This window comes from Arcobacter sp. F2176 (assembly GCF_004116465.1).
GTDB classification, from domain to species: domain Bacteria; phylum Campylobacterota; class Campylobacteria; order Campylobacterales; family Arcobacteraceae; genus Arcobacter; species Arcobacter siniprincipis.
In genome coordinates, this window is sequence record NZ_PDJV01000004.1 from 137,852 (window position 1) to 163,218 (window position 25,367).

Consider the following 25,367-nt stretch of genomic DNA (forward strand, 5'->3'; position numbering starts at 1 on the left):
TATCACTTTTTTACTTCTCCATACTCTTCTGCCATTTCATCTCCCCATTTTGATAATTGATAAAAAATCGGTATAAGTTTTTCACCATTTTTTGTTATTGTATATTCTACCTTTGGTGGTATGACTGGATAAACTTTTCTTGAAATAAGGTTATGTTTTTCCAAATCCCTAAGGGTTTGAGTCAACATTTTTTGTGTGATTTTCCCTAAAATTTTATGAATTTCATTATATCTCATTGTTCCCTTACTAAGATGCCAAAGAACAAGTCCTTTCCACTTTCCAGATACGATATCTAGGACAAACTCAAAGGAACATGTATAATCTTTTTCTTTGTATTTTATCTGCATTAGTATCCTTTTGGTATGTATATACCTCTTGAGGTAGTTCTTGACAATATAACATATAAAAGTTAAAGTTTCGAAAAAATAAAAGGAAATAATCATGAAAGAAAATTCAATTTTATTCTCTCCTATTACTTTAGGAAATTTAACTTTAAAAAATCGTATTGCAATGGCACCGATGACAAGAACACAAGCTAAAAATAATATACCAACAGAAGATATGATAAGTTATTATGATAGAAGAGCAAAAGGTGGCACAGCATTAATTATAAGTGAAGGAACATTTGTAAATCATGAAGTTGCAAATGGTAATTTTGATGCTCCTGCATTTTATGGTGATGCTTTAATTATGTGGAAAAAACTAGTGGATAAAGTTCACGCTTCTGGGGCAAAAATAATGCCACAACTTTGGCATGCAGGAAACACAAGAAAACTAGGAGTATCTCCAAATGAAAATATGCTAAGTATTGGTCCAATGAATGAATATATTGAAGGTAAACAAACTGTAAGAGCTATGAGTCAAAATGATATAGATGAAGTAATTAAAGCATTTACAAAAGCTGTCCTTGATGCAAAGGAGTTGAATTTTGATGGAGTAGAACTTCTTGCTGCCCATGGATATTTGATAGATCAATTTTTTTGGGAAAAAACAAATCAAAGAACAGATAAATATGGAGGATCATTTACTAATAGATTGCGTTTTGCAAGTGAATTAGTAAAGTCAATAAAAAAAGCAGTAGGAAAAGATTTTCCCGTAGTATTTCGTTTTTCACAATGGAAAACTGGATATTATGATGCAAAAATTGCTAAAAATAAAGAAGAATTAAAAGAGCTTCTTTTATCACTAGTTGAAGCAGGGGTTGATATTTTTCATGTTAGTGAGAGAAGATTTTGGATGCCAGCTTTTAAAGAATCACCACTTACTCTTGCTGCATATGTTAAGAAAATAACAAATAAGCCAGTAATAACAGTTGGAAATATTGGACTTGATGAAGATTTGGAAACTATTAAATTAGTAGAAAAAAAACTACAAGATAATGAGTTTGATATGGTTGCTGTAGGAAGAGCTTTGTTAGCTGATGCTAATTGGGTAAATAAAATAAAAGATAATAGAATAAGTGAAATCATTCCTTTTAATGAAGATTGTTTAAAAGTACTGTATTAAAATCAATGACATACTTGTTAATTTAAGAGCAAAGTAGTTAGAATTTTGCAAAATAAATATTAGGAATATACTATGATAACATGTTATTTAAATTATATAATTGATGCAAATAAAATAAAAGAGTTTGAACATTATGCAAAATTATGGATTCCTTTAGTAAATAAGTTTGGAGGAACACATCATGGATATTTTCTTCCATCAGAAGGAAAAAACAATGTTGCTTTAGCTTTATTTACATTTCCAAGTTTAGCTACTTATGAAAAATATAGAAATGAATCTTTTGAAGATAAAGAGTGTATAGCTGCCTTTAAATATGCAGAAGATACAAATTGCATTATCAGTTATGAAAGAAGCTTTTTTAGACCAGTTTTTAGTTAATAAGAAAATAAAAAGAATTAAAATGAGTAATAAAGTATTTTGGAAAAATCCATATCAGACTGAATTACATACAAGAATAAAATCAATTGATGATAATAAGGTTGAATTAGAAGAGACAATCTTTTATGCTGAATCAGGTGGTCAAGAAAGTGATAAGGGAACAATTAATGGCTTTGAAGTAATTAAGGCAGAGAAATCTGGTAAGTCAATTTTTTATACACTTGAATCAGCCTCTAATTTTGTTATTGGACAAGATGTATTAGTTAAAATTGATTGGACTCGACGGTATAAACTTATGAAATTACACTTTGCGGCTGAAGTTGTATTAGAATTATTTTACAAGAGATTTACTAATCTCGAAAAAATAGGTGCCCACATATCTGAAAATAAAAGTCGAATAGATTTTGAATTGAATGAAAGCATATCTTCTTTGCTTTCTGAAGTTCAAGCAGAAGCACAAAGTTTAATTGATGCAGATTTATTTATTGAAAGTGCTTATTCAGATGAGAAAAACGAACGAAGGTATTGGAAAGTTGAAGATTTTGCACAAGTAGCATGTGGAGGTACTCACTTGAAAAAAACATCAGAAGTAGGGCAATTGATTTTAAAAAGGAAAAATATTGGTAAAGGTAAAGAGAGAGTAGAGATTTATATTAATTAATATATAAGTTTAAATTCTAACTTTTCTCTCATGAATACCTAAGGGTTTTCGCTTCTTCACTTTTTGGTGGCAAAAAGTAAAACCTGTGTTTGCACTCTATTTGAGAAAAAGCCATCAACCATATCAAAGCCCATTGGATTTAATGATTATTGCACTATCAAGAAGTTTTATTTTTCTTGTTATTTTTAGTAATATCAATTGCTGAAGCGGTTACTTTTGTGCTTGCAAGTGTGTTATTTAGAAAAATTAGACCAAAAAAATAGCTTGAGAATATATGTGTAAAAAGTGATATACTAGAAATTAAATACTTTTTGAGTTATAAATACCATGAAAAATAAAACTAAATCATTTTTATAATAGAAAAGTTTTCAAATCTTCGAAAATTTCTTTTTGTTCTTTCTCTGATAGATTGATGTATTTTAAAGTCATAGAAGTAAACATTGCTTCTGAAAATAAGAAAGCTAATCTTAACTTTTTACCTTCATCTGTATTTGTATCAATTGATCCTAGGGCACTGCTATGCCAATCTTGTAATCCTTCGAAAACAGATTTGTCTTGCAAAAGCACAGTAATAACTTTAGATATTTTATCCAATTCTTCATTGCTATTATACTTTGAAATATATTCAATATGTGCTTTTAATTCGGAATATTTTGAATTCGTATCTTTTGACAAATTTTTTATTTGATGGTTATAATCATCATCATTCTTTTCAAAAACTGCTTTTATCATAGCCTCTTTATTTCCAAAAATATATTGAATACCACCTATTGAAATATTTGCTTTTTTAGCTACCTTTCTAATACTTAAACCAGAAATACCTTCATTCAAAATAATATCTTCAATAATACTTATTAAATAGTTTTTATCTATTTTATTTTTTGTACCCAAACGCTTCCTTTTTTCATTTTATATTATTTAATAAAAAATTAAGACTACTTTAAATAGTATTCATGCCATTAAATACATACGTATGTATTGTAAAGGTTAATTAATGAAATTTTGCTTAAAAGGTTTATTTTTATTACTACTTACGATTCTTTTATTAGGATGTGGTAATCAAAAAAAGAATGATTTTTCGGAAGAAAAACAAAAAATTGAAGTTGGATATATAACACTAAATAAACAAGAAGTTCCTTTTCAACAAGAGTTATCAGGAAGAATCAAAGCTATTTACAAATCTGAAGTTAGACCACAAATTGATGGTATTATAAAAAAACGACTTTTTAAAGAAGGAAGTTATGTAAAAAAAGGTGATATTTTATATGTAATCGATCCCGATTCATATCAAGCCACTTATGAAGAAGCATTAGCAACATTAAAAAGTTCAGAAGCAAATTTAATTACACTAAAATTAAAGAATGAGAGATATAAAGAATCTGTAAAGTTTAATGTTATATCTAAACAAGAAGCAGATGATGCCAAAGCTGCTTATTTACAAGCAATTGCTTTGGATGAACAAAATAAAGCTTTGGTAAAAAGTGCTAAAATTAATTTAGATAGAACAAAAATAAAAGCACAAATCTCAGGCTTTATTGGAATATCTAATTACACTGTTGGTGCTTTAGTTTCGCAAAATCAAACAAATGCATTAACTACAATACGAGATACAAATAAAGTATATGTAGATTTAAGTCAATCTAACAATCAACTATTTAAATTGAAAAAATTAAATAAAGATAGAATAAAAGAAGATGAAATAAATGTAAATATCATTTTGCCAGATGATACTGTGTATAAACATACTGGAAAACTCAAACTTCAAGAAATATCAGTTGATGAAGATACTGGATATGTAACTTTAAGAGCAGAATTCCCAAATCCAGATGGAGAATTATTAGATAATATGTTTGTAAATACGGTAATTGAGAGTGGTAGTTCTAGTGCTTTTTTAGTTCCCCAACAAGCTGTTACTTTAGATGCAAAATCTAATTATATTGTTACTACCATTCAAAAAAATAATACTACTGAAACAAAAATAATAACCGTAATAAGAGCAATAGGCAATAAATGGCTTGTAACAGATGGTATTTCACAAACAGATAAAATTATAATTGAGGGTCTAAATAAAATCAATGAAAAAAGTATTGTTATTCCAAAAGATCTTAACAATTTATATGTAGATAACTCAAAAGCAGAAGTAAAATGATAGCTCGTTTTTTTATTAATCATCCTATTTTTGCATGGGTAATATCTTTACTTATAATGTTATTAGGATTACTTTCTATAAAAAATTTACCAGTAGAACAGTATCCAGATATTGCTCCTCCTACAATTAATATTCAAGCAACATACGCTGGAGCAACAGCTAAAACTATTGAAAATAGTATCACTCAACTTATAGAAGAAGAATTAACTGGATTAGATGGATTGTTGTATTTTTCTTCAACTAGCCAAACAGGAAGTTCAAGTATAAATGTTGTATTTGAAAAGGGTGTAGATCCAGATATTGCTCAAGTTAAAGTAAATAATAAGATTCAACAAGTACTTCCAAGACTTCCAGAAGATGTTAGAAAAGAAGGGGTTAGTGTTGTAAAATCACAAGATGATTTTCTTATGATACTTAGTATCCATGATGAATCAGGAAAATCAAGTGAAAATGATATTTCAGATTATTTAATCACCAATATAAAAGATGGACTTTCTAGAATAAATGGTGTTGGTGGAGTTGAACTTTTTGGTTCAGAATATGCAATGAGAGTTTGGATAGATCCCAAAAAACTTAAATCTTATAATCTAATGCCTTCTGATATTAATAATGCAATTTTAAAACAAAATGCACAAGTATCTGCAGGAAGTATTGGAGCAAGACCACAGGTAAAAGGTCAAGAGTTAAATGCAGATGTTGTATCAAGAAGTAAATTAGAAAATGCAAAAGAGTTTGAAAATATTGTAATAAAAAGTAATAAAAATGGTGCAGATGTTCTTTTAAAAGATGTTGCAAAAGTTGTATTAGGTAGTAATGATTACTCTTTTATATCAAAAAATAATGGATATCAAGCAAGTGGTATAGGTGTAAAATTATCTTCTGGTGCAAATGCTGTTGATGTAGCAAAAAGAGTTAGAGAATATTTATCATCATTTGAAAACTCTTTACCAAGTGGATACATAATTTCATATCCATATGATACAACTATTTTTATTGAAGAATCTATAAAAGAAGTTGTAAAAACACTATTTGAAGCTGTGTTTTTGGTAGTCGTTGTAATGTTTGTTTTTCTTAATAGTTGGCGAGCAACTATAATCCCTGCTATTGCAGTACCCGTGGTACTGCTTGGTACCTTTGCTATTTTGAATTTTTTAGGATTTACAATAAACTCTTTAACTATGTTTGCAATGGTATTATCCATAGGTTTATTAGTTGATGATGCAATTGTTGTTGTTGAAAATGTAGAAAGGAATATGAGAGAAAAAAAGCTTTGTGCTAAAGAAGCAACTATTATAGCAATGGATGAAATCACGAGTGCTTTAATTGGAGTTGCAACTGTACTTTCTGTAGTATTTTTGCCAATGATATTTTTTACAGGTTCTACTGGAATTATATATAAACAATTTGCAGTTACAATTATATCTTCAATGGTTTTATCAGTTGTTGTAGCCTTGACACTATCTCCTGCTATTTGTGCTACCTTTTTAAAACCTCATAATCCAAATAAAAAGAGTAATGATGTACTTGATTGGTTTAATAGAAAATTCACTAATTTAACAAAAAAATATAAATCAGGAATTTTTAAATTTATTAATGCTCCTATGAGATCACTTGTTGCTTATATTGCAATAATAGCTGTAAGTATTTTATTTTTTGTAAAATTGCCTACGGGATTTATACCACCTGAAGATCAAGGTGATTTGATGATTCAATTTACCCTTCCAGCTGGTGCAAGTACAACACGTTCTGAAAATACTGAAAAAATAATAAGAGATTATTTTTTAACAGAAGAAAAAAGTAATATAAATTCTATTTTTTCAATTGTTGGTTTTACTTTTTCAGGAAATGGACAAAATGGAGGATTAGGATTTGTTGAGTTAAAAAATTGGGATCAAAGAGCTGGTATAGAAAATAGTGCAGATTCCATTGCTAATAGAGCAATGATGAAGTTTACAGATAATAAGTCAAAATATTTTATAAGAGATGCACAAGTATTTGTAATGAATCCATCTTCTGTTCCTGGTTTAGGTAATACAGATGGCTTTGAATTTCAATTGCAAGCTGGTGCTAAAATGACAAGAGATGATTTATCAGTAGCAAAAGATTCTTTATTAAAAAAAATAAATTCAAATAAATTGATAGTAAATGCAAGAGTTGAAGGAACTGAAGAGACACCAAAATTAAAACTTGATTATGATAAGAAAAAAATCTTTTCATTGGGATTATCTTATGATGATATTGATAATACCCTAAATACAGCTTGGGCAGGTTCTTATGTTAATGATTTTATTGATAAATCAAGAATAAAAAGAGTCTATGTACAAGCTGATGCAAAATACCGATCTAAACCTGAAGATTTATATCAATGGAATGTTAGAAATAATGAAAATAAAATGGTCTCTTTTGAAGAGTTTACTAATATCTCTTGGAAAAAATCTGAGAAATCATTGACAAGATATAATGGCTTAGCTTCTTATTTAATTCAAGGTGAAGCTGCTTTTGGGGTAAGTTCTGGAGTTGCAATGGATGAGATGGAAAGATTAGCAAAACTTAATAATAAAGATACTAAATATGCATGGAGTGGCTTATCTTATCAAGAAAGATTGTCAAGCGGTCAAGCTATATATTTATACGTATTATCTTTAGTTGTTATATTTTTATGTTTAGCTGCTTTATATGAGAGTTGGAGTATTCCTTTTTCTGTTTTATTAGCTGTACCCTTAGGAGTTGTTGGAGCCGTTATTGCAGTATATTTTAGAGGATTAAACAATGACATTTATTTTCAAGTTGCACTTTTAACAACAATTGGATTGGTCTCTAAAAATGCAATATTGATAGTTGAGTTTGTTGAAAATGCATATAAAAAAGGTGAATCATTAACAGTTGCAGCAGTAAAAGGAGCAACTTTAAGATTTAGACCAATAATTATGACTTCATTAGCTTTTATTGCTGGTATTATTCCTTTAGCAATTTCAACAGGGGCAGGAGCAAATAGTAGGATTTCAATAGGTACAGGAATTATTGGTGGTACACTAACAGCCACGCTCTTAGTAATATTTTATGTTCCTCTTTTATTCATTTTAATAAAAAAAGTATTTGAAAAAAAAGAGATAAAAGGTACAAAAGATGTTTAAATTTTTATTTATTTTAATAAATATTCTTATATTTACAGGATGTAGTTTAAAGCCAGAAATTGCATATAATAACTCTATAATACCACCTAAATTTAAGGATGCAGTAGATAAAAATACTAAGGTAGAATATATACAACCAAAGTGGGAAGATTTTGTAAAAAATGATAAATTAAAGAAATTGATTAAATTGGCTCTTGAAAATAATAGAGATTTAAAAATAGCAATTTTAAATATAGAATCAGCAAGAGCTACATATAAAATAGAAAAATCAAAATATTTTCCTTCTATTGATGCAAAAGCCAATAATACAAACTCAAGAAACATTACATCAAATAATAATACAGAAATCTCTCGTACATATTCTTCAAAATTTGGAGCTTCTTATGAGCTTGATTTATTTGGGAAAATTAGAAATTCAAATGATTTTGCATTACAAAGTTATTTAGCTACAAAATATGCAACAACTGCAACAAAAATTAGTTTAATCTCTGAAGTTATTAATAGTTGGAATACTCTTTGTGCAAATATTGAACAGTTGAAAATATTAGAAAAAAGTATTGAAAATTTAACTTTATCATATGAATTAACACAAAAAAAATTTGATATGGGTATTGCCTTAATTGATGATGCTCTTAGTGCAAAAACGAGTTTAAAAGAAGCAGAAGTAAGCCTTTTAAATCAGAAAACAATTATTGAAAAAAATAAGAATACGTTAGAACTCTTGGTAGCAACAACAATTCCTAAAAATTTAATACCAACTGGTTTTGAAGAAAATGAAAAAAGTCTTATGCTAATTCGACCTGGAATTTCATCAAAAGTTTTATTTTCACGCCCTGATATTATTCAAGCTGAATACAATTTAAAAGCAAAAAATGCAAATATAGGTGTTGCAAGAGCTGCATTTTTCCCTTCAATTAGTTTAACAGCAGATTATGGTCTTGCAAGTAATTCTTTGAGTTCATTGTTTAATGGAAATTCTCATACTGTGTGGTCTTTTATACCAAGTATTAATTTACCTATTTTTAAAGGAGGTGAAAATATGGCAAATTTGGATTATGCTAAAGCTCAACAAAAAATAGCTCTTGCTCAATATGAAAAAACCATACAGTCTGCATTTAAAGATGTATCTGATGCATTGAGTGAAAGATCGAATATAACTAAACAGCTCAAGGCACAAAAAGATTTAGTAAATACAGCAAAAAAAAGTTATGACATATCTTTAAATTCTTATAAGTATGGATTAGGGAACTATTTAAATGTTTTAATTTCACAAAAAAAGTTTTTTGATTCAAAAAGGGCTTTAATTGATACTGAATTAAGTGAGTTAATAAATAGAGTAAATTTATATACTTCTTTAGGAGGTAATGAGAAAATAGATTAAATCTATTTTCTTTTTTTTATTTTTATTTCAACTCAAAAGGGGTTTCTTGATAAACGAAATAATTTAACCAATTAGCAAATAATAAATGGGCAGCTGAACGCCATTTTACTTTTGGGCCTTTTTCTGGGTCATTGTTTTTAAAATAGTTTTTAGGTACCTCTATCTCAAGCCCTTTTTCTACATCCCTTAAATACTCTTTTTGTAAAGAATCAAAATCATACTCAACATGTCCACTCATAAATACATGTTTTCTATCCTTTGAAGCTACTAAACAAACACCTGAATCTTCTGAATATAGAAGTAATTCTAAATCATCAACCTTATCAATATCTTCTTTTAAAACAGTTGTATATCTTGAGTGTGGAATATAAGCTTCATCATCAAAACCTCTTAAAAGAGGGTTTGTTTTATTGAATAAATCATGTTCAAAAACACCAAATGTTTTTTTGTCTTGTTCATATTTTGGTATTCCATGATGATAATAAAGCCCTGCTTGTGAGCCCCAACAAATATGCAAAGTAGATGTAATATTTGTCTTTGAGTATTCCATAATTTGTGTCAACTCTTCCCAATAAGAAACCTCTTCAAAAGGCATAGTCTCTATGGGAGCCCCTGTTATTATTAGTCCATCAAAATTGTGTTCTTTTATCTCTTCAAAGGTTTTATAAAAACTTTCTAAATGATCTTCTGAAGTATTTTTTGATTGATATGTTGCCGTTTTCAAAAGGGTAATCTCTGTTTGTAGGGGAGTATTCCCTAAAAGTCTTAATAATTGAGTTTCTGTTTCTACTTTATTTGGCATCAAATTTAGTATTAAAATTTTTAGAGGTCGAATATCTTGTTTCATAGCTTTTTTATCATTCATGATAAAAATATTCTCTTTTTGTAAAATTTTAACAGCTGGGAGTTTTCTAGGAATAACAATAGGCATATTAACCTCCTTAATAATTTTTGGAAATTATAACATTAAAGTAATAAAAAGAGCAGATTGTATTATTTTTGCTAGATAAAATAAAATAGTTTTTATGTATCAATATGCTAGAATAGAAACCAATTTATTAATAAAAAGGACAAAGATTGCCATATTTGAAAAATATAATATTACTTGTAATAACAGTATCATTTTTTACTGGATGTGTTTCCATAAAAAAAGAGAATGTTCAAGAGATGTTTCAATCAAACAATGCTGTTGAGATAAAAAGTGATTATAAAAAAATCAGTAAATTAGTTATTAGATTAAAAGAAAAACTTGATAAACGAAATCCAAGAGCTTATGATGAAAATTTAGCAAGTAAAATTTATACTGAAATTGACAATTTACAAGATACTGTAAACTTAAAATTTAAAAATAATGAGGTAAGCTCGTATAAAAGTTATTTACAAATTGCTTTTAGTAAAGATGATATTAAAAATAGAAATGATTATTTGATACTTGGCTTATATAAAAACATTTATGATGCATATGATATGTCTAGTAGTTATAAGATAACTGCTTTTTCATATGATAAAGAGAAGCTTTTAAAACTTTACAATAATTTGCAAATATTAGCTTGGAAAATTAAAGTTGAAAAAGATTTAAGCAATAATTACCTTTTTTTAACTTGGCAAAATAATTGGCAAATAGAATTAGAAAAAAAAGTTAAAGCTGGATTAAAACCAACTTGGAAAGATTTTGAAAATCTTGCTTTTATTAAAAATGGACAAGAGAGTATTTTTGGATATTCAAATTTATCATTTGAACATATTCTTTTACAAATGAAAGCTAGAGTAGGTACTACTTTAGAAAGACTAGGAACTGAACCTACCCAAATGAGTTTAAATACTATAAAATCATTATTTATCTTTTTATAGGATTAAAAACTCTTTCTTAGTTTGTGTGTAATTGTAAACAAAACTGGTAGATAAATAAGATTTAAAATTGTTCCCCATAAAAGCCCAAAGCCAAGTCCTATGGCTATGGGTTGAAATATAACTGCTTGCCCTGATGGAAAAAATATCAACGAACTCATACCTATTAGTGTTGTAATTGTTGTAATGAAAATTGGTCTAAATCTTTTTGTTGCTCTAGAAAAAATCTCATCTATATTTTTTGCCTTTTTTAAATATGTCATCATAATAATTCCATCATTTATGACAACTCCTGCTAACCCAAGTGCTCCAATAAGTGAAGGCATTGAAAGATTTAAGCCCATAATATTATGACCTATTAAAACTCCTAATAATGAGAAAGGGATAACACTCATCAAAATAAAAGTTTCCCTAAAAGAATTAAATAAGTACAACATTGACAACATAATTAAAACAAAAGTTAATGTAGAAGCAAATAACATATCACTTCTTAAGCTTGCTTGTTTCTCTGCTTCACCTTTTAGAACTAATTTAATCCCTTCATTTTTAAACCTATCTAAAATAGGTTTTATCTTTTCTAAGGCTTCACTTGCAGTTAGAATTTCAGGATCAACATTTGCATAAACATAAAAATTCTTTTCTCCATCTTCTTTCATAAGTTGTTCAAACCCTTTTATTATATTAAAATCTGCAACTTCGTATAAACTAACAAAAATTCCATCACTTAGTGGGATTTGTGTATTTTTAAAAGCTTCAAAATTGTCTTTGTTTAAGCTTTGTATTTTTATATCAAGCATATCAGTAGTATCAAAACTAACAGCTTTTTTCTTTAAAAGATAAAGATTAGACAAATATGAACCAAGACTTGACTCATCCAAACCAAGATACTCTCCATAAGTGTTTACCTTTAGTTTTATTTCGTCAATTCCAAACTTCAGAGTATTTGAGGCATTTTTTATACCATTTAATTGTTGGAGAGAACTTTGTAGTTCATTGACTGCTTTTATTATCTTTTTATTATCATTTGATATAAGTCCGATTTTAATATCAGACTTTATAGGTCCTACTCTTTTTTCTAGAACTGATATTTCTGATAGTTTATATTTAGATTTGTAATCTTGTTTTATTAAGAATTGTTTTAATTGTTTTGCAATCTCTTTTGATTTTAATTCTCTTGTTCTATTTTTATCATCATAATAAAAACTCAAATAAGGAGTTACATATTTATCCAAAAAGTTTGCTTCTTTTGGTTTTTGAAGCTCTAGTGTCATATACATAACATAAGAAAATCTTTCAGTATTATTTGCCGTATCTCTTCTATATCCTGCAACTGAATCAATACTTTTTATATAAAAATCATCTTTTTTAGCTATTAAGTCTTTTTCTATATCTTGTACTATTTTAAAGGCATCTTCAAGTTTTGTATTCTGGTTAGCTTTAATTGTTATTTTCACATCTGTAGCATCAAATTTTGGAAACATCTGAAATTTTGAATTTTTTGCTATAAGATAAGTAGAAAGGGGTACTAAAATGATAAAAATAGTTAAAAATGTTTTTTTCCAATCCATAAAAAAATGAAGTGTTTTATTATAAAGAACATTTACTTTTTCCCAAGAAGTGACTTTTGAATCGCTTTTAAGAGTATGTGCTGCATGTATTGGTAAGAATATAAAAGATTCTATTAATGAGGCAACGACTAAAGCTGAAAGAGCTATAGGAATAAGTTTCATAACTTCACCTAGTGTTCCACTTATCATTAAAATTGGTAAAAAAGAAAATAAAGTTGTAATTGAAGCTATGGTTACAGGTTCTACCATCTCTTTTGCACCTAATACTGCTGCTTCTTTTGGGGCATATCCTTCTTCTATATATTGTTGAATATTTTCACTTACAACAATAGCATCATCAACAACTATACCAATGGCTATCAAAACTCCAACAAGGGAAATCATGTTTATTGAATAACCAGATAAGTAAAAATATATTGCAGCTATTACAAATGAAGTTGGAATACCAAGGGCAATAATAAAAGACATTCTAGCATTGATTAAAAGCATAACTATTATTGTAATTAGAATAATACCAAGCATGATATTTGAAATGACAATATTTAATCTATCTCGTATCCTCTCGCTATTATCATCTGCTATTACAATATTTACATCTTTATTTTGTTTATTTAGTTTTGGCAAAAGTTTTTCAATATCTTTTGTTATAACCAAAGCATCTGCTGTATCATTTTGTTCTACTTTTAAAGATAAGGCATTTTTGCCATTAAAGGAGTAAAGAGTTGAAGAGTCTTCATACTTCTTTTTAACAGTTGCAATATCACTTAAATAAACTGTTTGATTTCCTATTTTTATAACACTTTTTGCAAATTCTTGGGCATTTTTTGCACCATTGTATGTTGATATATAATAGTGTTTTTCCCCTTCTATTTTACCTATTGGGAAAATATATGAAAGTGTTGATATGGCATTAAATATTTCGGTCTTATTTAATTTAAGGGCTTCTATTTTATTATCATCTAGTGATATTTCATAAAACTTATCAGAATCACCAAATATAGTTATTTCATTTATGCCACCTATTGTCATTATCTGACTTTTAATATCATCAGCTAAAGGTTTTAATTCATCAAGAGTGTATTTTGAAGAGGTCAATGATATATCCAATAAAGTTCTAGTTCTATCTATTACTTTAACAGTTGGTTCATCCATATCAGAGGGAAGGTCTTTTTTTACAGAAGTAATTATATCTTTTACTTTATCTGATTCGTTGTATCTATCTTTTCCTTTTTTTAGTTCTAATATAATAGAGAATTTACTAGGACTAATAATAGTAGTTATTGTATCAACGCTATCAAGATTTTTTAGGTCATCTTCTATTTCATTTACTACCATCTTATCAAGAATATCAACAGATGCTCCTGTATAAGAACCACTTATTGAAATCATTTCAAGTTCAAAAGTAGGAAAAATTTCTTTTGGAGTTTTGTTATATGCCCAGATTCCAATTGCAAAAATCATGAAAAAAAGAGTGTAATTGATTCTTGAATTTTCCACAAAAAACTTTAAAATTTTTTCAAACATATTTTGCCTAAGTTTAGTATTTACATAAAATTATAGATAGTAATTATTAATTTTGGATTAATAATTACTAATATAAGCTTTTTATCTGCTAGCTGCGTGTAGTCCTATTTCTTTTACTTTCTCTAAGTCTTCATCTGCTTTTACATTTTCAGCCATTACTTGTATATTTACTAAATTACACAAGTCTTGCATAGACTCTACAAAAGCATGTTTTCCAGAATCAGAAGATATTCCATTTGTATAATCTCTAGCAAGTCTTATAAAGTCAAGATTTAAGTCTTTTATACTCTCTAATGGGATAAATTTTGATTCAAATCTTTTTACAATAATTCTAGCATGATATTGATTAACAATTTTTGCAAAAACTTTAAAGTGCTCTATATCTTTCGCAACTCCATATGCTGTAATTGAAAATACTAATTTTTTTGCAATCAAATTGTTATTCTCAAGAGTAATTGTTAACCAATCTATAAAGTTAGAATCAATAATAGAATCAAGAGATAGGTTTATTGAAATATTATTTTCAATTTTATTTTCTTTAATATGATTAATTACACTACTTACAACAGCTTTATCAAAATCTAATACTTTTTCATATTTTTCAGCAATTGAGATAAATGTTCCAATTGGTATTTGTTCACCATTTTTATCATATGCAGAAGTAAAGGCTTCTTGCATAATAAGTTTACCTTCATTTTCTCCTGTTAATATATATTCATTATTGATATATTTTACATCAAATTTTGAATTATCTATAATATCAAAAATTAACTCTCTCCATGATTCCATATCTCTTGCTAAATCATTTGCATCTCTTATTACTGCTTCATTTGGTCCAATTTGTTTTGCACTTTCTCTTGCTTCTATTGCCGCACTTAACATTTCAGGAATTGTTCCTATTTGGTTAAACATAGTTATCCCAATATTTGAAATATTTTTTAAATTTGTTTCTTTTGAAAAAACATCAAATTTCGCTTTGAGATATTGGCTTAATCTTTTAATATCATCTTCAGAACAACTCTTAGCAATTAATGCAAATTCTGAACCAAAAAATCTAAAGGCTTTTATTTCAAAGTTAAATGATTCATTTGAGTCTTGTAATATATTTGCAAAATCTTTGATGAATTTATCTACTGCACTATTTGAGTTATTTTTAGCAAATTCAGCTAAAGATTCGATTTTTAAACTTATTACATAACCATCCGTTTTAGAAATAAACATATTTTTCATATCTGTTTCAAATGTTTGTCTCATCTCTAATTTAGTAAGTCCATCTTGAGAGATTTTTTTAGTAACATTTTCAATATTTGCATTAAGTTTTTTGATAATTCCTTCAATCTTGCTAGACATGTCATTCATAGCAATTGCTACATTTTTTATCTCAGTTGTTACAGGTAGTTTATTTATTTTTCCAAATTTACCATGGGCAATATTTACTGCTAGTTTTTCTATATTTTTTAAAGGTTTTAAAATAAGTTGTAAAAATAAAACTAAGATAGCTAAAGATACAAAAAAGGCAATAAGTGAATATATTATAGCTCCTCTAGCTTGTTCATATAGTTTTGCATAGGCATCGCCTGCATTTGAACTTACAAAAATAGTTGCTACTTTTTTCCAACCATCACTTATTTCACTAGATTTTTCTTGCATATTTAATTGGATTAGATTTATAAACCATTGAGGCACATAGTCAAATTTCTCTTCTCTATACTCTTTTACTAAAATTTTATTTAGATTTATTTGAGATTTGGCATTTACTAATTTATTATTAATTTTTACTTTAAATGAAACTTCAAAATCACCACCATCTTTATATTCATCTGTTGGTGTAAAAATATATTTAGTATTTGTTTTAATATCATTAGCTACTACTTCATTATTAGAAACAGAATCAAGAGAGTCTAAAGCATTTTCAAAATAAGAGTCATTGGTATCTTTTTCTATTTTCCCATATTTAGGGTCAATTTTAACATCGTCAATAGTGCTATATTTATTTATATTCATATCTTCGATATTTTTGATTAAATCATCATTTGTAAATGAAATTTCAACATCTTCAAGTCTTATTTCTTTATAAAATCCTCTATTTGCAATTGCCTTTATTGTACTTTCTATTTCGGGGTCATGTTTATCACCAATAAGTGATTTAAGACTTATTCCCAGTGCAGTTGCAGTATCTTGTGCTTTATTTGCTGATTCTATTTCTAAATACTCTTTTGTATTATTGACACTAATAATAAAATTACCTACAAATATCGCAAAAAATATTACAGATATTATTAAATAAAGTTGTTTAGATAAAGACATATTTTTCCTTTGTTAAATTCTACTCATTAAATCTTTCCAAGATTTTAGATTATTTTTCCCCACAAGTTGTGAAGTCTTACCTTTATTTTTCGCTTCCCATAATCCTTGGGCATTGAAACTATAAACTGGTTTTAAGTCTGGTCTTTTACTGGCTAGTTTTAATATTTTATTTACATTATCTAAGACTACAGGTGTAGAGCTTGGTGTATGATAATATGTCAAAACCATGTGAGCTTGTTCATATTTTGTTCCCCTTTGAAGTAGCTTTACATAGGTTATTCGTAATTTATCTTCAGGAACACCTAGCTTTCTTAGGGTAAAGTATTTAGCAATTGCATAATCTTCACAATCTCCAGCTCCTGTACCCATAAATTCAAAAGGAGCTGCCCAATAATCTTTTTTATTCCAATGGCTTTGGTCTGTTTCATATCTTATTTTATTGAAAAAGTCATTTACATCTTTTAGTTTGTGTAGAATATCTTTTGATTTAGCATTTTCAACCATCTCATCCCAAACTAAAACTCTTATTCTAGCTTTTTCGCCATATTTTTGCGTAAATTTATCTAATTTTTCCTGAGAAATATTAAATGTCTTTACACTAAAGGCAAAGCTTATAAAAGTAATAATAAGAAGAAAAGAGATGATTGGTTTTTTTCTCATATCATTTTAAAGTGCTTTTTAGCTCATCCTCACTTATTTTATCTTTATCATATTTTACTATTAAAAGATTTTCTGTATCATTTACATACCATTCATCAATTATATCACTATTTTCAAAATTTGAAAACTTTGATTTGTCATAGTCATCTAAATTTAAATAAGCAGTTTGTTTTTTCAATGGATTTGGAAGTGTAAAAATCATAATTGCCCAAGCAATACAAATAGCTGCTATTGCTATTACTATATCAAAAAGATTTACTTTTTCAAAAAATACTCCACCTAATAAACCACCAATAAAAGTTCCAAAATAACCATAAGAATTAAATACTCCTAATACAAAACCTCTTTGGTGAACTTTTGCATATTTTGAAGCAAGTGATTGCATAATTGGTTCATGTACATTAAAACCTATAAAAAATAAAACTACACCAATTGCAAAAATAGTGGCACTAGATGATGTTCCAATTACTAGGTATGAAATAGCAAAGAAAATAATTCCAGCGATTAGCACTTCTTTATATTTTCCTTTTTTCTCAGCTAATATAGCAGCTGGTCCCATCGCAAGCACTCCAAATATTGTAGCTGGCATATATACTTTCCATAAATCTGACATTGACCATTCAAAATGTTTTATTAAAACCATAGGAATAATCATAAAAGCAAAAGTCATAAAACCTTTTTGTAAAAAGTTTGTAAGATTCATTTTTAATAAGTTTTTATTGAATAATACAGATGTAACAGCACCTTTTTTATTATAAGTGTGAGTTATTTTTGGAGGATTTGGAACTGCTTTTATTAAAACAAAAATTGAAGCAAAGGCAATAACAGCAGTAATAATAAATAAAGACTGAACTCCTAACCAAGAACCTAGTGTTGGTCCTAAAATCATAGCAAAAGCAAATGCCATAGCAATACTTCCACCCATTAAAGCCATCGCTTTAGGTCGTTGTTCTTCTTTTACTAAGTCACTTATAGTTGCAGTTACAACTGCTCCAATAGCTCCTGCACCTTGCATCAATCTTCCAAGTAATAAAGTCAAGATATCATTTGAAACAGAACAAATTATTGATCCTAAACCAAATAAAATAAGTCCTAGAATGATAGTTCCTTTTCTACCAAGTTTATCACTCATAATTCCAAAAGGAACTTGAAAAATCATTTGAGTTAGAGCGTATCCTCCAACTATAATTCCAACAATAGTAGTTGTTGCACCTTGTAAGTTCATTGCATATACAGAGATAACTGGTAATACAATAAATAATCCGAAAAATCTTAGTGAAATAATAACACTTAATGGCATAATAGATTTAATCATTTATAATCCTGAAGTTTGATAAAATAAGAAAAAATTATATACTAAATATATTAATATAACATAAATAAGGAAAGCAATGAAAATAGTTTTAGCTACATCAAACAAAGGAAAAATAGGGGAGTTCAAAAAGCTTCTACCAAATGAAGAGGTATATACTTTCAAAGAGCTAATTGGAAATATGGAAATAATTGAGGATGCCAATAGTTTTAAAGGCAATGCAATAATAAAAGCAAAAGCAATATATGATAAATTAAATAGTGAAGAATACATTGTAATATCAGATGATAGTGGAATCACAGTTCCTGCAATAAACAATGAGCCTGGGATTTATTCAGCTAGATATGCAGGTGAGGGTGCTAGTGATAAAGAAAATAATGCAAAATTAATCTCAAAATTAGAAGAAAATAACTTGCAAATAACGCCAGCTCATTATACAGCTTGTATATGTATTATTTATAAAGGTGAAGTTTCAACTGTACATGGTTGGATGTATGGAAATGTGATTCCAAAAGAGATAGGATCTGAAGGCTTTGGATATGATCCTATGTTTATTCCAAAAGGTTATGATAGAACTTTAGGTGAATTAACTCATGAGGAAAAAAATGAGTTTTCACATAGAAGCAAAGCTTTAAAATTAGCAAAAAAAGTTTTAGAGGTGATTTTATAACTTTTTGATTAGTTGTTTATGCAAATTTATTTCATTATTTAGTGTTTTTGCATTTATAAAAATATCAATAGTGACACTTTGAGGAAGAGTACTTAAACACCCTTTTTCAAATGTTACTTTTGCTTTTAATTTATAAATATCATCATTAAAAGATAACTTCTCGGTGCAATTAGATTTCAAATCTAGAGTATTTATATAATCTTTGAAAAAATCCATATGTAGTTTTGCTTGAGTTTGTAAATATGAATTTGTTAGATTTGAAATAGATAATGATTTTGTTTGAAGAATAAGTACAGTAAAAAATGAAAATATTGATATCAAAATTAAAGTAATAAGCAAAGAAAAAGAGTTTTTCATTTTATAATAACCACTTCTTTACAAACTCTATTTTCTAAACAGATATCTATTGAGGCATATTTATTATTTACTGTTAGGTTATACTTATTTACATCTTTTAAAAGTAAAGAGTTTTCATAATAGAGATTTCTGTTTTTGTATGTTAATTTATCAAAACCTAAATTTTTCTCTAAAAAAAGTTTGAAATTTAAAAGTTCAAGTTTTGTTTTCTCTTCTTGAAAAGTTTGTTCATTTTTTACAAAAATTTCTTTATAAAAATAGATTGAATAAATAGAAATAAGTGAAACTATAAAAATACAAACAATAAGTTCTATTAAAGAAAATGCTTTTTTATTTGATAAGTTCATATTTGTATAACTTTATTTCATCACTATTTGTAGTAATCTTTTTCACTAGTAATTCTTTTCCTACACCATTTTCTAAAATAGTAATCTCTTCTTGAGAACTTTGCATATTTGAATAATCTGACTTTTTAAGTTTATTTGAGAGTGTATTTAATTTTTGGAATTTTTTATTTGTATTATTATCGTAACTTAATTTAAAAAATATAGCTACGATAATAGATACAACTATTAAAGAAACAATCGTTTCTAAAAAGATAAAACTATTTTTTTGAGATTTCAACGGCTTTTTCGTGAGCTGCTTGGATTGCTTTAATCATAGCATCTCTTACACCTTTTTCTTCTAAGGATGCAACTCCTGCGATTGTTGTTCCCCCAGGACTTGTAACTGAGTCTTTTAAAACAGCAGGATGGTTTTTTTCTAATAATCCAGCAACTCCTTCAAAAAGGCCTTGTACTAAATAAGTGCTAAATTCTCGCTCTAATCCTGCTTTTACAGCACCATCTGCAATACCTTCGGCAACTAAAGCCAAAAATGCAGGACCACTTCCCGCAACTGCTGTTGCAATGTCAAGTTGTGCTTCTGTATTTACCCATAAAGTTTTACCAATTGAATTAAATAGTTCAAGTGCTATATTTTTTGCTTCTCTATCACCTGTAATTGTAGTCATAGATTTTCTAATTGAAGCTGCAACATTTGGCATAACTCTAATATATGTTTTTGATAATATATGTTTTTTTAGACTTTCAATTTTTGTACCGGCTAAAATTGATATAAATAAGTTTGCTTTTCCTTCAAGTCTTACTGCTACACTTTGTAAGGCGTAAGGCTTAACACAAAAAATTATATTTTTATTTGTAATATCTTCAATATCATCTAAAACTTTTACTTCAACTTCTGGTATTAATTCTTTTAATTTCTCTAATTTAACTTGGTCTCTTCCCAAAATTTCGACTTCATGACTTTCTATTAAACCTTTTGCTAAGGCTCTTGCCATCATTCCATTACCTATTAATGTGATTTTCATATTTTACCTTAATATTGTTTTTTAGATTATATCAAATATTTCCTAAGCTTGGATTAGTTAAAATACTTCTTTTTACAAAAGGATAGTAATAATGATTGGTTTAAGCACAATAGCAAAGAAGAGTTTGAGTTTGGTAATAATTGCAGGGTTTGCAATGACTCTTATATCTTGTTCATCAAAAAAAGGACCTAAAGAGTATGGTCAGCCTGCTATTTATTGGTATAATAAAATAACTGATGACATAGCAACTAGTGATTTAGAAAGTGCAGATGATGCTTATATTTCTTTAGAGAGTGAACATAAAAATTCACCTTTATTAGCAACAGCATTAGAAATTTTGGTTAATGCACACATTGAAGAAGAAGAGTATGCCTTAGCAAATTTTTATATTGATGAATATACTAAAAGATTTGGAGTGAGTAAAAGTATTGATTATTTTAGATACTTAAAAATTAAAGCAAACTTTTTATCTTTTTCTTCTGAGTTTAGAGAACAAAATTTGATTACAGAAACACAAAGAGAGATAAATGAGTTTATTATCAAGTTTCCAAATTCTCCATATATGCCACTAGTAGGAACAATAAATGCAAGATTAGCTATGGCAAAAGCTTCTTTTGATAAAGAGATTGCAGATTTATACACAAGAATTGATAAACCAAAAGCTGCAAAATTTTATGAAGAAAAAGTAAGTAAAAATTGGGTTGACCCAAAAGAGATAAAAGAAGTAAATGTTCCATGGTATAGAGCAATCTTCGAATAATACAAATATATTTTAGGAGTTAATTTTAATGGATTTAACAAATTATGATGAATTTCCACAGGAATTACCATTAATTATTGAAGATGAGGTATTTTTATACCCATTTATGATTGCACCACTTTTTTTAAACAATAAGACTAATATAAGTGCAGTTGAAAAAGCAATAAATGAAAATAAGTTAGTAATAGTTGCTGTGAGCAAAGATGGGCAAGAGAGCCAAGAAAGAGCTGATGGTCAATTTTATGATGTTGGTGTAATAGGTAACATTATGAGAAAAGTATCTTTACCTGATGGTAAAATAAAAGTACTTTTTCAAGGTTTAGCAAAAGGGCGAATTAGTCAATTTAAACTTGATAACCCAGATGTTTGCCAAGTAGAATTAATACAAACAAAACCATATTCACTAGAAAGTGTCACTTCTATATTAAATATTCTTAGAGAAAATGTAGGAAAATTATCGAAAATCAATACTAAGTTTCCAGTTGATTTGATAAAAACTATTGATGAAAATAATGATGCAGTTAGAATTGCAGATTTAATATCTTCTGTTTTAAAGGTGACTAAATCACAAGCTTATAAATTATTTTCTCAAACAGATATTGAAGCTAGATTAGTTTCAATTATAGAAATAATACAAAAAGAGATAGAAAATTTTAAAATTCAAAAAGATATTACTCAAAAAGTAAATTCTAAAATTGAAAAAACACACAAAGATTATTTCTTAAAAGAACAAATAAAAGCAATACAACAAGAACTTGGAACTGGAAATAAAAAAGATGAAGAGGTAAAATCATATTCTAAAAGGCTAAAAAAACTTAAGCCTTTTATGGGGAAAGATGCTTTTAAAGAGACAAAAAAACAAATTGAAAAGCTTTCTCGTATGCATCAAGATTCACCTGATGCTTCACTTTTACAAACATATGTGGAACAAGTTTTAGATATACCATTTGGACAATACTCTGATGAAAAGATATCTGTAGATGCAGTTGAAAAACAATTAAATAAAGATCACTATTCCCTAGAAAAAGCAAAAGAGAGAATCTCTGAATATTTTGCAGTAAAACAACTTTTAGAACAAAGGGGAGTTGAAAATGCCAAATCAAGAGGAACTGTACTTTGTTTTGTGGGACCTCCAGGTGTTGGTAAAACTTCTTTAGCAAACTCTATATCAAAGGCACTAAAAAGACCACTTGTAAGAGTTGCTTTAGGTGGGATGGAAGATGTTAATGAATTAAGAGGTCATAGAAGAACTTATGTTGGAGCAATGCCAGGGAGACTTGTAAAAGGCTTGGTTGATGCTAAAAAAATGAATCCAGTAATGGTTCTTGATGAAATAGATAAATTAGGAGCAAATAACAGAGGTGATCCAACAGCTGTTATGCTTGAAGTTTTAGATCCTGAACAAAATAATGAATTTAGAGATTTATATTTAAATTTTGCAATAGATTTATCACAAGTGATTTTTGTATCAACTGCAAATGATGCTAGAAGAATACCAGCAGCACTTAGAGATAGAATGGAATTTATTGAAATATCTTCATATACTCCAAATGAAAAGTATCATATCGCAAAAGATTATTTGATACCTCAAGAGTTAGAAAAACATGGACTGAAAAAAACTGAAATAAGTATGAGTCAAACAACAATTGAAACAATTATTTCAAAATATACAAGAGAAGCAGGGGTTAGAAATCTTAGACGAGTTTTTTCTAAACTATTTAGAAAAGCTGCAAAGAAAATATTATCAAAAGATGAATCGAAAGTTTTAATCAATACTAAGAATATAAAAGAGTTCTTAGATAATCCTATTTTTGAAATAGACCCAGCAGATAAAAAAAATATGGTTGGTGTTGCTAATGGCTTAGCTTGGACAGCTGTTGGTGGAGATGTATTAAAAATCGAAGCTATAAAACTAAAAGGAAAAGGTAGCTTAGTTGTTACTGGGAATCTAGGTGATGTAATGAAAGAGTCATCAAGAATTTCATATTCAGTTGTAAAAGTTTTAATTGATGAAGGTAAAGTAAAAATTGATCAAAACCTTATTCCTATGTCTTTAAAAGAAAAAGATGAAAATGTAGTTTTAGAATCAAGTGAAGTTTACAAAAGATATGATATTCACTTACATATTCCTGAAGGTGCAACTCCAAAAGATGGACCAAGTGCTGGTATTACAATGGCTTTAACTATTGCTTCTATTTTAAGTAATAAAGAAATCAAGTCTGATATTTGTATGACTGGAGAGTTAACGCTTACAGGAAAAGTTTTACCTATAGGTGGATTAAAAGAAAAACTGATTGCTGCATTTAAAGCAAAAATGAAAAAAGCTTTAATTCCTAGAAAAAATTATGAAAGAGATTTAGAAGAGATTCCACAAGAAGTTAAAAATGCTTTAGAAATAAAACCAGTAGACAAGATTGAAGATGTACTAAAAGAGGGTTTAATTTAACTCTATGAGCGCAAGCCAAAAAAGAGCAAGTCAAATAGTAAATAACTTTTTTACTTTGGCTTCTATTATTATGATTTCTGTAGTAATAACTCTTTATTCTAAATATGGACCAAAAGTGAAAAAAGAAGTTAGGGTGAACTCTAATTTAGAGTGTCAAAAACAAACTTTCACTTTTGATTCTATCACAAGACCTGAACTCTTAAAAGATGCAAGTTATTTTTTTAAAAATGGTTTGTATGTTTTAAGTGGAGGTTTTACAAAACCTCGATTTGGGAAATTTTATTTAAAAAATAAAATTTCTGTAGATGAAGCAGATAGTTTTTTTAGAAGTTCAATTGCTTTTGCTCAAAGAGAAAATCCAGTAAAATACTTAAAAATAAAATATGAAATCATAGAAAACGATAAAAATGACCCTAGAAAAAAAGATGAAAAAAGTAAATCTTTTGCTGGGACTATATTAAGCTCTTTTAGAATAAATGGAAAAGAAGTCTTTATGATGGAAACAAACTTTTTACATTATGATAAAAATGAGATTAAAAATAGAATAGAATGTACAATAAAGGCTTTTAAACACAATGCAAAATGAAAAACTAATAACTGTCACAAATATAATTATTTTTATAACTGTTGTAATGTACCTAGTTCAAATAAATATGAATAATGGTTCTTTATATTTAGGACTAAATATGTTCTTTCTTGAGGGACTTTGGTATCAACCTTTATCTACAATGTTTGCTCATGGTGGAGTAGGTCATATCTTGATGAATATGTTTGTACTTTTTCAATTTGGAAATATGATAGAAAAATATAGAGGTGTAAAAGCCTTATTAGTTCTTTATTTCATGGGGGGAATAATAACTTCATTATTAAGTTTTTATTTTATGCAAGCAATTGGTATGAATAATAATTTAGTAGGTGCATCAGGGGCAATTTGTGTGCTTTTAGGTTATATTGCACTAATTGATACTTATCAAAGAAAAGGTATCATTACTTGGATTTTAATTATCTCTGTTGCACCTGTTTTAATAGGTCTTCCAGTAGCTTGGTATGCTCATCTTATTGGTTTGGCTGTTGGTTTTGTTATGGGTAAATTTTTTAAATAAATTAATTTACAAAATAAGTAACTATACTCATAACAGCTATTACGAAAAAAATTCCAATAAAAATCTCTTTTAATTTAATAGTAGGGTTTAAAATCCCACAATAGGGACATTGTCTTAGCTTTGGTTCTATTTGGCTTTTACAGTTTCTACAAGGTTCTATTTTTTATCCTTTAAAATTGAAAATATACAGCAATATTTTTTTAAAGTCAAATATTACATTATGCCATTTTATAT

General features: G+C 27.7%; 23 protein-coding genes. 12 read left to right on the top strand and 11 right to left on the bottom strand.

The features are described 5' to 3' along the window. Window positions 1-2: 2 nt before the first annotated feature. The gene (locus CRU95_RS05395; protein WP_129100118.1) at window positions 3-347 is read right to left on the bottom strand and encodes a helix-turn-helix domain-containing protein; all 345 of its coding nucleotides are present in this window, start codon (window positions 345-347) and stop codon (window positions 3-5) included. A 94-nt stretch (window positions 348-441) separates the two neighbouring features. Here CRU95_RS05395 and CRU95_RS05400 point away from each other — a divergent pair, with 94 nt between their 5' ends. The 3 genes from CRU95_RS05400 (at window position 442) to CRU95_RS05410 (ending at window position 2,545) form a co-directional block, all read left to right on the top strand. Further along, window positions 442-1,506 (top strand): 12-oxophytodienoate reductase, encoded by a 1,065-nt coding sequence (locus CRU95_RS05400; protein WP_129100119.1) that lies wholly within the window; start codon window positions 442-444, stop codon window positions 1,504-1,506. 72 nt (window positions 1,507-1,578) lie between these two features. Beyond that, window positions 1,579-1,884 carry an NIPSNAP family protein gene (locus tag CRU95_RS05405; RefSeq protein WP_129100120.1) on the top strand — a complete coding sequence of 102 codons (306 nt, stop codon included), beginning with the start codon at window positions 1,579-1,581 and terminating at the stop codon, window positions 1,882-1,884. Between the two features lie 22 nt (window positions 1,885-1,906). Then, entirely contained in the window at window positions 1,907-2,545 is a 639-nt protein-coding gene (locus CRU95_RS05410; RefSeq protein ID WP_129100121.1) for an alanyl-tRNA editing protein, read from the top strand. A gap of 351 nt (window positions 2,546-2,896) precedes the next feature. Here the strand turns inward: CRU95_RS05410 and CRU95_RS05415 are convergent, their stop codons facing one another. Further along, window positions 2,897-3,436 carry a TetR/AcrR family transcriptional regulator gene (locus tag CRU95_RS05415; protein ID WP_129100122.1) on the bottom strand — a complete coding sequence of 180 codons (540 nt, stop codon included), beginning with the start codon at window positions 3,434-3,436 and terminating at the stop codon, window positions 2,897-2,899. A gap of 103 nt (window positions 3,437-3,539) precedes the next feature. Between CRU95_RS05415 and CRU95_RS05420 the strand changes: the two genes are divergently transcribed. The 3 genes from CRU95_RS05420 to CRU95_RS05430 are packed head-to-tail and all read left to right on the top strand — an operon-like array spanning window position 3,540 to window position 9,209. Next, entirely contained in the window at window positions 3,540-4,694 is a 1,155-nt protein-coding gene (locus CRU95_RS05420; protein ID WP_129100123.1) for an efflux RND transporter periplasmic adaptor subunit, read from the top strand. Further along, a complete protein-coding gene (locus CRU95_RS05425; RefSeq protein ID WP_129100124.1) occupies window positions 4,691-7,828 on the top strand; it encodes an efflux RND transporter permease subunit in 3,138 nt (1,045 codons plus the stop codon). Before CRU95_RS05420 ends, CRU95_RS05425 begins: the two co-directional genes overlap by 4 nt. Continuing rightward, the gene (locus CRU95_RS05430; RefSeq protein ID WP_129100125.1) at window positions 7,821-9,209 is read left to right on the top strand and encodes an efflux transporter outer membrane subunit; all 1,389 of its coding nucleotides are present in this window, start codon (window positions 7,821-7,823) and stop codon (window positions 9,207-9,209) included. The genes CRU95_RS05425 and CRU95_RS05430 overlap by 8 nt, the downstream gene beginning before the upstream one ends. Window positions 9,210-9,231: 22 nt before the next feature. Here CRU95_RS05430 and metA read toward each other — a convergent pair whose 3' ends face one another. Continuing rightward, window positions 9,232-10,140: a homoserine O-succinyltransferase gene (metA, locus tag CRU95_RS05435; protein WP_129100126.1), complete on the bottom strand. Its 909-nt coding sequence runs from the start codon at window positions 10,138-10,140 to the stop codon at window positions 9,232-9,234. A gap of 146 nt (window positions 10,141-10,286) precedes the next feature. Between metA and CRU95_RS05440 the strand changes: the two genes are divergently transcribed. Continuing rightward, on the top strand, window positions 10,287-11,060 hold the full coding sequence (locus tag CRU95_RS05440) for a hypothetical protein (RefSeq protein WP_164969737.1): 774 nt from the start codon (window positions 10,287-10,289) through the stop codon (window positions 11,058-11,060). A 2-nt stretch (window positions 11,061-11,062) separates the two neighbouring features. On the opposite strand, the gene CRU95_RS05445 is transcribed toward CRU95_RS05440, so the two are convergent. The 4 genes from CRU95_RS05445 to CRU95_RS05460 all read right to left on the bottom strand — a co-directional run bounded on the left by CRU95_RS05445 (window position 11,063) and on the right by CRU95_RS05460 (window position 18,431). Beyond that, a complete protein-coding gene (locus CRU95_RS05445) occupies window positions 11,063-14,149 on the bottom strand; it encodes an efflux RND transporter permease subunit (RefSeq protein ID WP_129100128.1) in 3,087 nt (1,028 codons plus the stop codon). Between the two features lie 81 nt (window positions 14,150-14,230). Further along, complete coding sequence (locus CRU95_RS05450) at window positions 14,231-16,456, bottom strand: EAL domain-containing protein (RefSeq protein WP_129100129.1); 2,226 nt, start codon at window positions 16,454-16,456, stop codon at window positions 14,231-14,233. Between the two features lie 12 nt (window positions 16,457-16,468). After that, window positions 16,469-17,116: a transglutaminase-like cysteine peptidase gene (locus CRU95_RS05455; protein WP_129100130.1), complete on the bottom strand. Its 648-nt coding sequence runs from the start codon at window positions 17,114-17,116 to the stop codon at window positions 16,469-16,471. 1 nt (window position 17,117) lies between these two features. Continuing rightward, window positions 17,118-18,431: an MFS transporter gene (locus CRU95_RS05460; RefSeq protein ID WP_129100131.1), complete on the bottom strand. Its 1,314-nt coding sequence runs from the start codon at window positions 18,429-18,431 to the stop codon at window positions 17,118-17,120. A gap of 76 nt (window positions 18,432-18,507) precedes the next feature. Between CRU95_RS05460 and rdgB the strand changes: the two genes are divergently transcribed. Further along, the gene (gene rdgB / locus CRU95_RS05465; protein ID WP_129100132.1) at window positions 18,508-19,098 is read left to right on the top strand and encodes an RdgB/HAM1 family non-canonical purine NTP pyrophosphatase; all 591 of its coding nucleotides are present in this window, start codon (window positions 18,508-18,510) and stop codon (window positions 19,096-19,098) included. Here the strand turns inward: rdgB and CRU95_RS05470 are convergent. From CRU95_RS05470 to CRU95_RS05485, 4 genes are read right to left on the bottom strand one after another with little or no spacing between them, the layout of a single operon-like run. Next, complete coding sequence (locus CRU95_RS05470) at window positions 19,093-19,455, bottom strand: hypothetical protein (protein WP_129100133.1); 363 nt, start codon at window positions 19,453-19,455, stop codon at window positions 19,093-19,095. The genes rdgB and CRU95_RS05470 overlap by 6 nt on opposite strands. Continuing rightward, window positions 19,452-19,802, bottom strand: a complete 351-nt coding sequence (locus CRU95_RS05475) for a type II secretion system protein (protein ID WP_129100134.1) — start codon at window positions 19,800-19,802, stop codon at window positions 19,452-19,454. The genes CRU95_RS05470 and CRU95_RS05475 overlap by 4 nt, the downstream gene beginning before the upstream one ends. Continuing rightward, window positions 19,786-20,079 (bottom strand): hypothetical protein, encoded by a 294-nt coding sequence (locus CRU95_RS05480; RefSeq protein ID WP_129100135.1) that lies wholly within the window; start codon window positions 20,077-20,079, stop codon window positions 19,786-19,788. The genes CRU95_RS05475 and CRU95_RS05480 overlap by 17 nt, the downstream gene beginning before the upstream one ends. Further along, complete coding sequence (locus CRU95_RS05485; protein WP_129100136.1) at window positions 20,060-20,824, bottom strand: pyrroline-5-carboxylate reductase; 765 nt, start codon at window positions 20,822-20,824, stop codon at window positions 20,060-20,062. The genes CRU95_RS05480 and CRU95_RS05485 overlap by 20 nt, the downstream gene beginning before the upstream one ends. 91 nt (window positions 20,825-20,915) lie before the next feature. Here CRU95_RS05485 and CRU95_RS05490 point away from each other — a divergent pair, with 91 nt between their 5' ends. From CRU95_RS05490 to CRU95_RS05505, 4 genes are read left to right on the top strand one after another with little or no spacing between them, the layout of a single operon-like run. Beyond that, window positions 20,916-21,584 (top strand): outer membrane protein assembly factor BamD, encoded by a 669-nt coding sequence (locus CRU95_RS05490; RefSeq protein ID WP_129100137.1) that lies wholly within the window; start codon window positions 20,916-20,918, stop codon window positions 21,582-21,584. Window positions 21,585-21,612: 28 nt separating this feature from the next. Beyond that, window positions 21,613-24,030 carry an endopeptidase La gene (gene lon / locus CRU95_RS05495; protein ID WP_129100138.1) on the top strand — a complete coding sequence of 806 codons (2,418 nt, stop codon included), beginning with the start codon at window positions 21,613-21,615 and terminating at the stop codon, window positions 24,028-24,030. 4 nt (window positions 24,031-24,034) lie between these two features. After that, window positions 24,035-24,616 (top strand): hypothetical protein, encoded by a 582-nt coding sequence (locus CRU95_RS05500; protein WP_129100139.1) that lies wholly within the window; start codon window positions 24,035-24,037, stop codon window positions 24,614-24,616. Continuing rightward, window positions 24,606-25,133 carry a rhomboid family intramembrane serine protease gene (locus CRU95_RS05505; RefSeq protein ID WP_129100140.1) on the top strand — a complete coding sequence of 176 codons (528 nt, stop codon included), beginning with the start codon at window positions 24,606-24,608 and terminating at the stop codon, window positions 25,131-25,133. Before CRU95_RS05500 ends, CRU95_RS05505 begins: the two co-directional genes overlap by 11 nt. Window positions 25,134-25,367: the final 234 nt, after the last annotated feature.